The following is a 12,907-nucleotide window of genomic DNA, read 5'->3' as shown; positions in this document are numbered from 1 at the left end:
ATGTCGCTGACAGATCGTGTCAGGAGGCGGGGTTTGCGATGCGGTAAAGGACGTGGGGGCGCAAGGGGTGGCCCGGCGCTATGCGGGGATGCTCGAAATCATCCCCGGGGGTGCGGATCATGCCGATCTTTTCCATCACGCGCCGGGAGGGCATGTTGATCCGAGCGGTGAAGGCAACAACTTCGGGTATCCCGAGGGTCCAGGCGTAATCAAGGCAGGCACGAGCGCCCTCGGGCGCCAAACCCTGTCCCCAGAACTTCGTGTTGATCACCCAGCCGATCTCGACTTCCGGACGCGAGGGAATGACATCGCGGATAATATCAGGAATGGCAGCGATGCCCAAAAGTCCCACGAACGTGCCGTCATGCGTGGTGAGGACCCGGAAATGGGGATCGGTTGTGGACTGCTGAACGCTCAGGTGAAAATCGAACTGTGCATCGGCTTCGGCTCGGCTCAACGTTGAGGGAAAGAAGCGTCGTACGATCGGATCGCCCTGAAGGGCTGCGAAACCGTCGCGATCATCCTCCCGCCAGAGGCGCAGGATGAGGCGCTCGGTTTCGAGTATCATCTGACGAACTCTTCCTCGTTGTAGCCCTGGAGATACAGCAGGGCTGTGAGGTCGCCGTGGTCGATACGGACATCGGCGCGTTCGGCAACGGCGGGTTTTGCGTGCAACGCCACGCCGAGGCCAGCCGCTTCGAGCATATCGAGATCGTTAGCGCCATCTCCGACGGCAAGAGTCTGAGCCGGCGTGATGCCCAGATCGCCGACGAGTTCGACAAGGCGGTTGCGCTTGGTATCCTTGTCGACGATGGGCTTTCTCACGGTGCCGGTAAGGCGATCCTGGGCGTCGAATTCGAGGACATTGGCGATGGATTCGTCGAAGCCTATACGCTTGGCGAAATATTCGGCAAAGAGGGTGAAGCCGCCAGAAACCAGCGAGGTGAAGGCGCCATAGGCCTTCATGGTTTGCACCAGCACGCGTCCGCCCGGGGCGAGCGTGATGCGCTCGCGGCGGATTTCCTCAACCACCTTGCGCTCAAGCCCTGCGAGCAGCGCGACGCGTGTGTCGAGGGCCTGCGCGAAATCGAGCTCACCGCGCATGGCGCGTTCGGTAATCTCGGCGACCTGTGGCTTGATGCCGAGGGCATCGGCCAACTCGTCGATGCATTCCTGGTCGATCATGGTCGAGTCCATATCCGCGACAAGGAGCTTTTTGCGGCGATTGGCAAGCGGAAGGTGCGCCACGTCGACGGGCAGCAGCGAGACTATGTCGCGCGCGATCTCTTCGGGCTTGGCCGCGGTCGGCATGACGATCTCGCAGGCAATGCCTTGCGCGAGCCAGTTGATTTCGCCATGAACTTCCCTCTGCACCGCATCGACGAGCGTGTGCGAGAGTGCCGGTTCGTTGGGATTGGCGATCAGACATAGGACGGACATCGGCAACCACCATGCAAAAGGGCAGGGAAAGATCTGCGGTTCTGATAGCCGGTCCCACCGCGAGCGGCAAGACGAAGTGGGCAATCGAGACGGCCCGAACACGTGGCGGCGTCATCGTCAATGCCGATTCCATGCAGGTCTATGGCGTGCTCGACAGGCTCACGGCCCGCCCGACACCCGAGGAAATGGCTGCCGCACCGCATCTCTTGTTCGGGCATGTCGACCCCGCCCGGCGCTACTCGACCGGCGCGTGGCTCGCCGACGTTCGTGAAGTGATTCAAGCGGTTGAGAAAGAGAATCGGGAACTGATTTTCGTTGGTGGAACAGGGCTTTATTTCGAGGTGCTCATAAACGGATTCGCCGAAGTTCCGACCGTCCCGGAGAAATCGATTCAAGCTGTTGAGAAACTGATTCAAGGGCTGGATGCAGCGGATAGACTGAAATTGCTGGCAGAAAAGGACCCGGCAACGGCAGCGCGCATCGGAGTGGCCGACCCTCAGCGCGTCGTGCGGGCGCTTTCGGTGCTCGAGGCGACAGGCAAGCCGCTGAGTGCCTATCAGGAGGATAACGAAGCACCGCTATTGGAAGGTTTCTCACTCGAGAAAATCGTCCTCATGCCGGATCGGTCACTGCTGCGCAAACGGATCGCCGACCGATTCCAAGCTATGGTCGAGGATGGCGCGGTGGCGGAGGTCGAGACGCTTCTGGCCCGCGATCTCGACCCCTCTCTGCCTGCCATGAAGGCGATCGGGGTCAAGGAGATTGGGGCAATGCTGCGTGAGGAGAGCTCCCCCGAGGAGGCGATTTCACAGGCGGTGACTGCGACGCGACAATACGCCAAGCGGCAATCGACATGGTTCCGCAACCGGATGGCGGATTGGCGGTTTGTCGATCCCTTCGGATGAGGGTGATGCGCTAGATATTCAGGGCCAGCCAGCCGATATAGGCAGCGTAGCAGGCCAGGAAGACCCAGCCTTCGCGCCGGGATACGCCGCGTCCGGTGTAGGCTAGGACGAGCAGGAGGGCGGTAGCGGCGAGCATGGCCCAGATGTCAAATCGAATGATTTCAGGTGGAACGGGGATCGGCTGGACAAGGGCGGTGATGCCCATGATGCATAGGACGTTGAAGATGTTGGAGCCGATGATATTGCCCAGCGCAAGGTCCGTCTGGCGGCGCAACGCCGCGATACCGGAGGTCACGAGTTCCGGGAGTGAAGTGCCCAAGGCGACGACGGTGAGACCGATCACGGTCTCCGACACGCCGAGTTGGGTCGCCAGTTCGACCGCGCTCGACACGAGCAGGCGCGCACCGGCGAGGGTGAGGCCGATACCGGCTACGGTCAGAAGTAGCGAGAAGGCGAGATTGGCGCGGCGGGCCGATTCCGGGGGCGCCTCGGTACGCGCGGCAACCGGGGTTCCGCGCTCGACCATATAGCTACGGACAATATAAGCGATGAGCATTGCGACGAAAATCACGCCCGTTATGCGCTCGATGATGCCGATCAGAACGGTTGCCAGACAGGCGAGCGAGGCGATGACGAGGACGCCACCATCGCGCCGCAAAGTCCTTTTGCTGACGAGAACTGGATAGATTGCGGCTGTAACGCCGAGGATGAGCAGAATATTGGCGATGTTCGAGCCGACGACATTGCCCACAGCGATGCCTGGCGCGCCGGCGAGGGCGGCCTGGACCGACGTCACGAGTTCGGGAAGCGAAGTTCCGAAGGCGACGAGGGTAAGGCCGACAAGCAGAGTGGACATGCCGAACCGGTAGGCAACGGCCACCGACCCGCGCACGAAACTTTCCCCGCCGGCGATGAGCAGGACGAAGCCGGCGATCAATGTGAGATAAACCATTCGCTCCCATGCCCTCAGTTTTCCGGTGCCGGATATAATTTCCGAACGGCGCATGCGTTCCGGCGCGCTACTGATAGCACGGATCCGGCCTTCCGGGAGGGAGGGGAGTTGACGCGCGCGCGCAAGATTGCACAAGTGCGTCCGAGACATTTGGATTTTTTGTGGCGCCGAGAGTGCTGCGGGAGGCGAAGATGAGCGAACATGCGCTGATCGTCATCGACGTTCAAAACGATTTCTGCCCGGGTGGTGCGCTGGCCGTGGACGAGGGCGACGAGATCGTGCCGCTCGTCAATGAACTCATATCCACGCATTCGCATGTGATTCTGACGCAGGACTGGCATCCACGGGATCATTCAAGCTTTGCGTCGCAGCATGAGGGCAGGGCGCCATTCGAGGAAATCGAGGTCGAATACGGCATCCAGAAGCTCTGGCCCGACCACTGCGTACAGGGTACCCGAGGTGCGGAATTCCACGCCGAGCTCAACGTGACACCTGCGGAGCTCATTATCCGCAAGGGGTTCCGGCAGGCCATCGACAGCTACTCGGCGTTCTTCGAGAACGACCACACGACGCCTACGGGGCTGGCGGGATATTTGCGCGAGCGGGGACTTTCCAAGCTGCGGATGGCGGGGCTGGCAACGGATTTCTGCGTGGCCTATTCGGCGCTCGACGCGGTTGCGCAGGGGTTTTCGGTGGAGGTGGTGTTGCCAGCCACCCGGGGGATCGATCTCATGGGCTCGATGGCCGAGATGCTGGGCCGGATGCGCGAAGCGGGAGTGATCCTGCGTTGAGTGCGTCGCGGACCGATATCGCAAGGCGGGTTTTCAACCACACCTTCAAGCTCGACCCGATCGTCAGGTCGCTGCTCGATACCGATTTCTACAAGCTCCTGATGCTCCAGATGATCTGGGGTCTCTATCGCGATGTCGATGCAACCTTTTCGCTGACCAATCGCACCAAATCGGTACGGCTGGCCGACGAGGTCAACGAAGGCGCGTTGCGCGAACAGCTCGACCATGCGCGGACGCTGCGGTTCACGAAAAAGGAAATGATCTGGCTCGCGGGCAACAGCTTTTACGGTACGCGCCAGATTTTTTCGCCGCAGTTTCTTGCCTGGCTCGAAACCTTCCAATTGCCCGAATATGAGCTTTCGGTGCGGGATGGCCAGTTTGAACTGCATTTCCATGGGAAGTGGGTCGAGACGAGCATGTGGGAGATTCCCGCGCTCGCCATCCTCAACGAACTGCGCTCCCGCGAGGCGATGCGCGGAATGGGGCGGTTCGAGCTCGACGTGCTCTATGCGCGGGCGAAGGCCAAGACCTGGGACAAGGTGGAGCGGCTGAAAAAACTGCCGGACCTCAAGATTTCCGATTTCGGTACGCGGCGGCGACACAGCTTCCTGTGGCAGCGCTGGTGTGTGGAGGCTCTCAAGGAAGGGCTGGGCGAGGCGCTGACGGGCACCTCCAACGTGTTGCTCGCGATGGATACGGATCTCGAGGCGTTAGGCACCAATGCACACGAATTGCCCATGGTGCTGGCGGCGCTGGCTGCGGACGACGCTGCGCTGCGACGCGCACCGTTCAAAGTGCTGGAGGACTGGCAAACCTATTACCAAGGCAACCTACTGATCGTTCTGCCCGATGCGTTCGGGACGGAGGCCTTTTTGCGCGACGCGCCGGATTGGGTGGCCGACTGGACCGGCTTCCGCCCCGACAGTGCGCCGGCTATCGAGGGTGGGGAACGCATAATCCGCTGGTGGCTGGAGCGCGGGCGGGATCCACAGGACAAGCTATTGATCTTTTCGGATGCGCTGGACACCGAGACGATCGAGGCGGCGTATCATCACTTCGAAGGGCGAATTCGGATGACGTTCGGGTGGGGAACCAACCTCACCAACGACTTTGCCAATGTGGCGCCGAACTTTACCCCGCAACTCAAGCCGATCTCGACCGTCATAAAGGTTTCGAGCGCAAATGGCCGGCAAGCGGTTAAGCTCTCGGACAACCCCGCCAAGGCGCTCGGCGACCCCGGTGAAATCGCACGGTATGTCAGGGTGTTCGGAACCGAGGGCATGGCGGAGATGCCGGTCGCTGTTTGAAGAACGGCTTCGGCATTCAGCCAGCATACCCGACCCAACCCTTGAAGCTCAGCCCGGCGTAGAACAGGCTGACACTCGCAAAGCCCGCTTGGGTGAGCATTGCCTCTTCCTCCTCCGGAGAGAGAATGGTCAGCCTTGTGGAGATCGCTTCGCGGGCGGATTCGATGTTGCCGGGAAACGTGCCGCCCCAGGCGATGTGACGGTCGATCCACAGCGAGCGCTCGGGCTCGGTCTGAGGAAAGCTGATGTGGGCGAGGACGAAGGGCGCGCCGGGCTTGAGACGGCGGCGGATCTCACGCAGGGTCGGCAGGCGGTTCTCGCGCGCGATGAAGTGAAAAGTCAGAAGGCAGGTGGCGGCATCGAAAGCGGCTTCGGGAGCGGCCTCGATTGTGCCCTGGGTCAAGGCGATGCGGTCCATGTAGGGCGCGGCGGTCTGGTGTACCTCTGCAAGCATGTCAGTTGAAGGATCGACGCCGTCAAACCTCCAGCCGGGGTGGTCGGCGGCCAAAGTTCTGAGCTCCAGCCCACCACCAGCGCCCAGCACTAGGATGCGGGCATCCGGAGGGGTGCGTTCGGCGAGGAGCATGGACATCATGCGATGGAGCGCGTCAAAGCCCGGCACGAGGCGCGGCGGGCCTTCAACATAGCTCTTGGCGTGGGTATCGGAGAAGGAACGGGCTGGATCTTTCATGTAACTTCTAATGTTACATATAGAGGTGCATTGTCAAGCGCCGCTTGCCGGGCCGTGTCAGCTACCGGTTATCATGCGTCTCGGGTCGAGCAGCCCCAGCCGTTCCCGCATGGCGAAGCGGGCGGTGAGGACGACCGCCACAAAGGCAAGGCCGACGGCCAAGCCGATCCAGACGCCGACACCGGCCAGCCGTTCCTCGGCGCCGAGGAATAGCGCTGTGGGCATTCCAACCCCCCAGTAGCCGAACAGGGCCACGACCATGGGGATCTTGGTGTCGTTAAGCCCGCGCAGGACGTGCGCGGCAACGACCTGCGCGCCATCGACGAGTTGGAACAGTCCAGCGAGCAGCAGGTAGGTCGCAGCCAGAGCGAGGGCGGCAGCGTTGCCTGGATCGGCGGGATCAAGGAACAGGCGCACGAAGACATCCGGCATTGTGAGGAACAGCGTTGCCGTGATCGCCATGAAGCCAACGCCCAGCGCCATGGCTGTCCACCCCGCACGGCCGACGGCTGCGGGACTTTGGGCTCCGAAGGCGAGGCCGACGCGGACGGTGGAGGCCATCGAGAGACCCAGAGGGACCATGAAGGCGAACGACGCGCATTGCAGGGCGACGGCATGGGCAGCCAGTTGGGCCGTCCCAAGCCAGCCGATGAAAATTGCGGCGACTGCGAACATGCCAACTTCTGCCAGCAGCATCAGGCCGATGGGGGTGCCGATGCGGAAGATCTGCTTCAAGCGCTGCCAATCGGGCCGCCAGAATCGGGCGAGAATGTTGAAGCGCCTGTATCTGCGATGTCGCAGGGCATAGGCCAGCAGAAGACCGAACATCACGAAGTTGGTTACGACAGTGGTGATCGCCGCGCCGCGCAGCTCAAGCCGGGGAAGGCCGAAATGGCCGAACATCAGGAGGTAATTGCCGGCAGCATTGACGATCACGCCGGCGACCGTCACGTAGAGGATCACCTGGGTCGTGCCCAGCGCCGAGAGAAACGAGCGTATCGCGAAAAGCCCGAGCCCGGGATAGAGGGTCAGTACGGCGATCTGCATGTAGCCTTCGGCGAGTAGGGCCAATTCCGGGTCCTGCCCGGCGAGCAATAGCAGCGGACGGATATTCCAGATGAGTGGGAACAGGAGCGTTGCGAGCAGAATGCAGGCCCAGAAGCCCTGGCGCACGGTACGGCGGACCTGCTTGATCTGGCGTGCGCCCAGCGCCTGCGCGACGAGCGGGGCCACCGCGCCGACGATGCCGCCACCGAGAAGGAGGAAGGGCGTAAAAAAGGCCGTGGCGAGGGTGCCGGCGGCGAGATATTCGAACCCGAGCCAGCCCATCATGATCACGTCGGTCGTATAGAGCGCATTCTGCGCTACCTGCGCCACAACCAGCGGCCAGGCGAGCAGAAAAGTAGCGCGCAGTTCCTCGCTCCAGCTTTGCGCCAGGCGGGGATCGGTATTCGCGTTCATTGGTGTGGCCTTCCCAAGCCGATACGATCCCCGAATCGAGGGGAGCCGATCTGGATACAGGATCAGAAAAGGTTTGTCAGGCCGGATGATGACGGTTTCGGCTTATAGCGCCGTCTCAGTTATCGGTGTGAGTGCAAGCCAGGAAGCAGGGCGTTCGGTTCATTTCGCCAGGACAGAAAAAACAAAATCCCGAAGCGTGATCTTACCGCGCCAAGGTGTATCCGGCTTGTCGAAGTCGCCGTCCAGAGTGGCGACGGTCATCTTGGTATAAGCGCGCGCGGCTTCTTCGGAAAAGCCGATGCTTTTGAAGATTTCCTGCCATTGGTCGCGTTCGGCCACGTCCAGCGCGACCTCTCGATCCAACGCGGCCGCGAAGGCATCTGCCACATCCTGAGGTGTATACCGCGCTGGCCCCTCCACATAGACGATACCGACATCATCGAGTGGGCTCACAAGCCGGGCCGCCGCAGCTTCTCCGAGATCGCGCGGCGCCACCATCGGCATCTGCGCGTTTGCCGGAAACATGCTTGGGAGCTTGCCGGTCTCCCGGACGGTTTCAACGAACCCTGTCCAGTTGGTCATATAGTACGCGCCGCGGTTGATTGCGGCGGGTATAGGCTGGCGACGCAAACCTTCTTCCAGCTCCCACAAGGTGGAAAGATCTCCGATCCTCTCGCCCGGCTGCGCGCCGTAAGTCGAGGCGGCAACGACCTTTTCGAGTCCCGATCCCCCGATTGCAGCCAGGATGTTCGCGATCGTGCGTCTTTCCGTTTTATCGGTGTCGCCCGTGGGGTCGGCCGGCGGATTGAGAAGGAAAGCGCGCTCGCCCGACTGGAAAGCAGCCCGTAAAGACGAAACATCCTCTGCATCGGCCCGCAAAATTTGCGCGCCCTTATCGCTCCAGATTCCTGCTTCCTCGGGCCTACGGGTAAGGACAGTCACCGGCGCGCCCTGGGCCAGCAATGTGTCGGCGACCGCGCCACCGACGTTTCCCGTTGCTCCCATGATCACGTACATTGGCTTTCACCCTGACGGTTTCCAATCGAACCCCTGATAAATTCAGCGGGACCTTGAAAGTTCTCTCGCGCGAGCGCTTTTCCCTATTTCGACAGATTTCGTTCGAGGAACTCCAGAATGCGCCCGGTATGGCCCGGCAGGAAATGGTAGCCGTCCTCAAGAAAGCAGATTTCCGCTTGCGGGGCGCAGGCCCGTAGCCGTTCCCGTGTATCAAATGAATCGATAAGGGCGTCGCGCGCGCCGATGATCGCGAGGGTCGGTATGGTCAGGGTGCGCAACTCGGTATCGCTCAAGCGCGGAATGGCGACAACACGCGGCTTGACCGCTTTGCCGATCATATCCATCAGGCCTGCGATCGTCTGTTGTTGGGGTGGTAGCGACTTGGGGGCAGGGCCGAAGACCATCTCGCGGACCTTGCGCGCGCCCCATGACCCGAACAGAAGAAGGGGTAGAGCCTTGAGGAGAAAATTTTTCTGCCTGCCGATCCCGGCGGGACAGATGAGCACGAGCGCTTCGGCAAAGCCGGGGCGCCGTTTGGCATAATCGAGTGCGAGCCAGCCGCCGAGCGAAGTGCCCACCAGCCCGGCGTGGGATAGCTCGAGCGCGCCGAAGACGTCATCGAGCCATTGAGCATGAGTGTCTCCTTCCAGTTCAGGCCGGACGTGCTCGCTGAGGCCGGGTTCTCCGATCATGTCTATGGCATGGAGGCGGAATCTCGCAGCCCATGCGGCAATATCGGGGAGCCACGCGGCTGAATTGGCTTGTGAGCCGTGAAACAGCACGACAGGAGGCGCGGATTCGGGGCCGCAGGAAATTACGAATGCCTTGCCGTGACGCGTCTGGATTTCGCGTTCGCTTCGCGGGACTGGCCACAGGTCGAGAACCTTCCGATAGGCCTGCTTTACCGCGGTGGCGGATTCGGCGTTTTTGAAAACCAGCTCGCTCATCATCGGCTCCTAGTGTGCACATCGAGCATCTCCAGGAGCTTGCCGACGTCGGCGGGTGTGCCGATGAGGATGATTTTCATGGATTCCGTAGCGGGATCGAAAGCGGTCTGGACGTGCAGAGGCGGGGTCGTGGCATCGCCGGAGAGAGCGGTAGCCTGAAGGAAGGTGGCGATGCGTTCCGAGCGGCCAACGTCGATGGTGGGAATCTCGAGGATGGCAGTGGCGCGGGCAGCGGATGCTTTCGCGGACGCCCCTGCTGCGATTCCGGCGAAGGCGTCGAGCTCGTTGCGGAGAATACGGTAGGACTTGCCTAAACGAGTCGCGGTGAGCCGGCCTTCGCGGATGTAGCGGAGGACCGTTTTCGGATGGAGGTTCAGCCGCTGGGCCGCCTGCTCCACGGTGAAGAGATTGTCGGACATGACCATATATTCCCTATTGCTCCCTAAAAATAACTATAATAGCGAAATATAGAACGCAATAAGGAATATCAGCATGACTCAGAGTTCAGCGAACGCCATGAAAGTGCAGCTACGCACGGACCTGCGGGCCGCGATGAAAGAACGACGTGCGGGCGAAGTGAGGCTTCTTCGTGCGCTGGTTGCTGCAATCGATCATGCGGAGGCACCTCCAATGTCGGCGGGGCCGGTGGTGCAGCACGATTTCCATAGCGGATCGGCCGAGATATTACGCCTCGGGCTCGGCGAAGCGGATATTCGCGATCTGCTCGTCGGTGAAATCGGAGAGCGCGAGCAGGCAGCTCTAGAGTTCGACCGGCTGGGCCTCGAGGACCAGGCGGAAGCGATGCGGGCGGAAGCGCTGATCGTGCGGCGTTACCTCAAATGAATTGAGCCGGCTCTCAAAAAACGATATGCCGCAAGCCCCTTGAGAAAATCACAAAAATAGCAGAAGTTAACCTATGTTAGGGTTCGTTCAGGTTGGATTCAGATTCGTCCTGATAGCCCATCGGTTCCTTCACGCGGAACGAAAAGCGGCGACGAGCATTTGAAGCGTGAGGGAACTCAAAGTTTTTCAAGTCGCACGGAGGCTTCTCAAGATGAAAAAGTTGTTGGTCATTGGCGTTGCGCTCACCACGCTTCTCGCCGTATCCGCCTGTACCCGGACTCAGCAGACGGCTGCGATCGGCGCCGGTGCTGGTGCAATCGTTGGTGGTGTGACCACCGGGACGGTGCAGGGTGCCGCCATTGGCGCGGCCGTTGGCGGCGTTGCCGGTGCGCTTGTCGGCCAGGTGGCCGGTCAGCCCGAGCGCTGCTACTACCGCGCAGCCGATGGTCGTCTCTATATCGACCGCTGCCCGCAGGGCTAATCGCCTGAAACAGGCAAGTTTACGAAGGCTCGCTGCGTCCAGTAGCGGGCCTTTCTTCGTAGTGGCGAGAGAATTTGGGGCTTGACCATCCGAATTGGTCCCACTACCAATGCCGGTGGAATATCTGGAGAAGCTCCGTCGTGACGGCACGTATTCTTGTAGTAGGCAGGCGCATCGCAACATGAGGGAATGACCCTCGTGGCAAATTGCGGTGCGCGGAAACAGGTCCCAAACGGGGCCTTTTTTATTACCTGAAGTCCGCTCCGGCGGCAGTTAGAAGTAGGGAGAGGCTCAAATGGCCGAACAGATGACCGGCGCCGAAATGGTGGTTCAGGCGCTCATAGATCAGGGAGTCGAACATATCTTCGGCTATCCGGGCGGCGCGGTGCTGCCGATCTACGATGCGATTTTCCAGCAGGACAAGCTCGAGCATATTCTCGTGCGGCACGAGCAGGGCGCAACGCACATGGCCGAAGGCTATGCCCGCTCGACAGGCAAGTGCGGGGTCGTTCTCGTGACTTCAGGACCGGGGGCCACAAACGCGGTGACCGGGTTGACCGACGCCCTGCTCGATTCCATCCCGCTGGTCTGCATCACGGGGCAGGTGCCAACGCCGCTTATCGGGTCCGATGCCTTCCAGGAGTGCGACACGGTCGGGATTACGCGCAACTGCACAAAGCACAACTATCTCGTCAAATCGATCGAGGACCTGCCGCGCATCCTGCATGAAGCGTTCCATATCGCGACGTCGGGGCGGCCGGGGCCGGTGGTCATCGACATCCCCAAGGACGTGCAGTTTGCGATGGGGCGCTATTTCAAGCCACAGGCTCAGATGAGCCACCCCACCTACAAGCCGCAGCGAGAAGGGGATATCGAGGCGATCCGTTTGGCTGTCGAATTGATGCTGAAGGCGGAGCGCCCGGTGTTCTACACAGGCGGCGGAATCGTCAATTCGGGGCCGGAGGCGAGCCGGAACCTGCGCGAACTGGCGGAGCTGACGGGATTCCCGGTGACATCCACCCTGATGGGGCTGGGTGCCTATCCGGCCTCGGGCAACCAGTGGCTCGGGATGCTGGGGATGCACGGCACCTATGAAGCCAATATGGCGATGCACGATTGCGACCTGATGATCTGTCTGGGCGCACGGTTCGACGACCGGATCACCGGCCGGATCGATGCGTTCTCACCGGGAAGCCGGAAGATTCACGTCGATATCGATCCCTCCTCGATCAACAAGAACATTCTCGTCGACGTGCCGATCGTCGGGGATGTCAATCTCGTCATGGAAGAGATGATCCGGATCTGGCGGGCCAAGACCAACCAGCCGCGCATCGAAGCCATTGCACCTTGGTGGAAGCAGATCGAGAAATGGCGGAGCGTCAATTCGCTGGGCTTCACCAATTCGGATACGATCATTAAGCCCCAGCACGCGATCCAGCGGCTGTACGAGGCGACGAGAGGCCGGGACGTCTACATCACAACCGAGGTGGGCCAGCACCAGATGTGGGCTGCGCAGCACTTTCATTTCGACCAGCCCAACCGTTGGATGACCTCGGGCGGGCTGGGCACGATGGGCTACGGGCTGCCGGCCGCCATCGGCGTGCAGGTGGCGCATCGGGATGCGCTGGTGATCGACATTGCGGGCGAAGCCTCGGTACAGATGACAATGCAGGAAATGTCGACGGCGTTGCAGTACAACCTGCCGATCAAGGTGTTCATTCTGAACAACGAATATATGGGCATGGTGCGCCAGTGGCAGGAACTGCTCCATGGCGGGCGGTATTCGCACTCCTATTCGGACGCGCTACCCGATTTCGTGAAACTTGCCGAAGCCTATGGTGGCCATGGTATCCGCTGTAGCGACCCGTCGGAACTCGACAATGCGATCGACGAGATGATCAACGTCAACAAGCCGGTGATTTTCGATTGCCTTGTGTCCAAGGAAGAAAACTGCCTGCCGATGATCCCGTCGGGCAAGCCGCATAACGAGATGATCCTGCCCGATACGGCGGATATTGGATCGATCATCGATGAGAAGGGGAAGGTCCTCGTCTAGGACCCCTGAGGGACAT

14 protein-coding genes are annotated in these 12,907 nt (G+C 61.0%); 6 read left to right on the top strand and 8 right to left on the bottom strand.

Annotated features, from left to right (window positions below; all coding sequences use genetic code 11):
• Positions 1 to 19 precede the first annotated feature (19 nt).
• Together I2G20_RS00535 and serB are read right to left on the bottom strand one after the other, a co-directional pair.
• Positions 20 to 568, bottom strand: coding sequence for a GNAT family N-acetyltransferase (locus I2G20_RS00535; RefSeq protein WP_196257732.1), 549 nt, complete (start codon positions 566 to 568; stop codon positions 20 to 22).
• Positions 565 to 1,440 (bottom strand): phosphoserine phosphatase SerB, encoded by an 876-nt coding sequence (gene serB, locus I2G20_RS00530; protein WP_196257731.1) that lies wholly within the window; start codon positions 1,438 to 1,440, stop codon positions 565 to 567. The genes I2G20_RS00535 and serB overlap by 4 nt, the downstream gene beginning before the upstream one ends.
• Positions 1,441 to 1,451: 11 nt before the next feature.
• On the opposite strand from serB, the gene miaA reads away from it, so the two are divergent.
• On the top strand, positions 1,452 to 2,345 hold the full coding sequence (gene miaA / locus I2G20_RS00525) for a tRNA (adenosine(37)-N6)-dimethylallyltransferase MiaA (RefSeq protein ID WP_196257730.1): 894 nt from the start codon (positions 1,452 to 1,454) through the stop codon (positions 2,343 to 2,345).
• A 10-nt stretch (positions 2,346 to 2,355) separates the two neighbouring features.
• On the opposite strand, the gene I2G20_RS00520 is transcribed toward miaA, so the two are convergent.
• Positions 2,356 to 3,297 (bottom strand): calcium/sodium antiporter, encoded by a 942-nt coding sequence (locus I2G20_RS00520; RefSeq protein ID WP_196257729.1) that lies wholly within the window; start codon positions 3,295 to 3,297, stop codon positions 2,356 to 2,358.
• A gap of 191 nt (positions 3,298 to 3,488) precedes the next feature.
• Here I2G20_RS00520 and pncA point away from each other — a divergent pair, with 191 nt between their 5' ends.
• Both pncA and pncB read left to right on the top strand, forming a co-directional pair.
• On the top strand, positions 3,489 to 4,088 hold the full coding sequence (pncA, locus tag I2G20_RS00515; RefSeq protein ID WP_196257728.1) for a bifunctional nicotinamidase/pyrazinamidase: 600 nt from the start codon (positions 3,489 to 3,491) through the stop codon (positions 4,086 to 4,088).
• Positions 4,085 to 5,395 carry a nicotinate phosphoribosyltransferase gene (gene pncB, locus I2G20_RS00510; protein WP_196257727.1) on the top strand — a complete coding sequence of 437 codons (1,311 nt, stop codon included), beginning with the start codon at positions 4,085 to 4,087 and terminating at the stop codon, positions 5,393 to 5,395. Before pncA ends, pncB begins: the two co-directional genes overlap by 4 nt.
• Positions 5,396 to 5,411: 16 nt before the next feature.
• Here the strand turns inward: pncB and I2G20_RS00505 are convergent, their stop codons facing one another.
• The 5 genes from I2G20_RS00505 to I2G20_RS00485 form a co-directional block, all read right to left on the bottom strand.
• The gene (locus I2G20_RS00505) at positions 5,412 to 6,086 is read right to left on the bottom strand and encodes a class I SAM-dependent methyltransferase (protein ID WP_196257726.1); all 675 of its coding nucleotides are present in this window, start codon (positions 6,084 to 6,086) and stop codon (positions 5,412 to 5,414) included.
• A gap of 57 nt (positions 6,087 to 6,143) precedes the next feature.
• Positions 6,144 to 7,547, bottom strand: coding sequence for an MATE family efflux transporter (locus I2G20_RS00500; protein WP_196257725.1), 1,404 nt, complete (start codon positions 7,545 to 7,547; stop codon positions 6,144 to 6,146).
• 159 nt (positions 7,548 to 7,706) lie between these two features.
• Positions 7,707 to 8,564 carry an NmrA family NAD(P)-binding protein gene (locus I2G20_RS00495; RefSeq protein ID WP_196257724.1) on the bottom strand — a complete coding sequence of 286 codons (858 nt, stop codon included), beginning with the start codon at positions 8,562 to 8,564 and terminating at the stop codon, positions 7,707 to 7,709.
• Positions 8,565 to 8,647: 83 nt separating this feature from the next.
• Positions 8,648 to 9,511, bottom strand: coding sequence for an alpha/beta fold hydrolase (locus tag I2G20_RS00490; protein ID WP_196257723.1), 864 nt, complete (start codon positions 9,509 to 9,511; stop codon positions 8,648 to 8,650).
• Positions 9,511 to 9,930, bottom strand: a complete 420-nt coding sequence (locus I2G20_RS00485; RefSeq protein ID WP_196257722.1) for a helix-turn-helix domain-containing protein — start codon at positions 9,928 to 9,930, stop codon at positions 9,511 to 9,513. The genes I2G20_RS00490 and I2G20_RS00485 overlap by 1 nt, the downstream gene beginning before the upstream one ends.
• Positions 9,931 to 10,003: 73 nt before the next feature.
• Here I2G20_RS00485 and I2G20_RS00480 point away from each other — a divergent pair, with 73 nt between their 5' ends.
• The 3 genes from I2G20_RS00480 to I2G20_RS00470 all read left to right on the top strand — a co-directional run bounded on the left by I2G20_RS00480 (position 10,004) and on the right by I2G20_RS00470 (position 12,891).
• Positions 10,004 to 10,354 carry a GatB/YqeY domain-containing protein gene (locus I2G20_RS00480; protein ID WP_196257721.1) on the top strand — a complete coding sequence of 117 codons (351 nt, stop codon included), beginning with the start codon at positions 10,004 to 10,006 and terminating at the stop codon, positions 10,352 to 10,354.
• A 211-nt stretch (positions 10,355 to 10,565) separates the two neighbouring features.
• Positions 10,566 to 10,835, top strand: a complete 270-nt coding sequence (locus I2G20_RS00475; protein WP_196257720.1) for a YMGG-like glycine zipper-containing protein — start codon at positions 10,566 to 10,568, stop codon at positions 10,833 to 10,835.
• A 295-nt stretch (positions 10,836 to 11,130) separates the two neighbouring features.
• Complete coding sequence (locus I2G20_RS00470) at positions 11,131 to 12,891, top strand: acetolactate synthase 3 large subunit (protein ID WP_196257719.1); 1,761 nt, start codon at positions 11,131 to 11,133, stop codon at positions 12,889 to 12,891.
• Positions 12,892 to 12,907 lie beyond the last annotated feature (16 nt).

This window comes from Pelagibacterium limicola (genome assembly GCF_015694405.1).
Classification (GTDB): Bacteria; Pseudomonadota; Alphaproteobacteria; order Rhizobiales; family Devosiaceae; genus Pelagibacterium; species Pelagibacterium limicola.
This window is presented reverse-complemented; position numbering and strand designations above follow the sequence as displayed.